The sequence below is a fragment of the Streptomyces capoamus genome (genome assembly GCF_014654935.1).
Lineage (GTDB): Bacteria > Actinomycetota > Actinomycetes > Streptomycetales > Streptomycetaceae > Streptomyces > Streptomyces capoamus.
The window spans coordinates 8,450-8,861 of sequence record NZ_BNBF01000037.1 but is presented as its reverse complement, the minus strand read 5'-3'; the positions used below and the strand labels follow the sequence as shown (position 1 = coordinate 8,861).

The following is a 412-nucleotide window of genomic DNA, read 5'->3' as shown; positions in this document are numbered from 1 at the left end:
GGACGGCGGCGTACGAGGGCCGCGAGAGGTGCGTGGACACGCGGAAGTTCCCCTGGGAGAGGCGGAAGAGGGACACCGAAGGGCGCGGTGGCCGTCGTACGGCCCCGCGGTCCCGGGGTGTGCGCTCTACGCCAGGAGGAGGAACATGCCCCTCACGCTAGCAGCGCGATCACCGGGCCGGCGAGCCCTCAGCCCTGGGTCAGGCCCGCGACCAGCTCGTCCGCCGCGCGGTAGGGGTCCAGTTCGCCGGCGGTGATCCGCTCGGCGAGGGCGCTCAGGCGGCGGTCGCCGTGCAGGTCGCCGATGCGTTCGCGCAGCGCGGTGACGGCGATGGTCTCCACCTCGCGGGCCGCGCGGGCCTTGCGGCGCTCGGCGAGGACGCCCCGCTCCTCCATCCAGGCCCGGTGCTTCT

At 75.0% G+C, this 412-nt stretch carries 1 pseudogene; it reads right to left on the bottom strand.

Annotation, left to right across the window (positions count from 1 at the left end):
- Positions 1-188: 188 nt before the first annotated feature.
- Positions 189-412: pseudogene (locus tag IE312_RS43285) on the bottom strand (methylmalonyl Co-A mutase-associated GTPase MeaB); the annotation flags it as partial.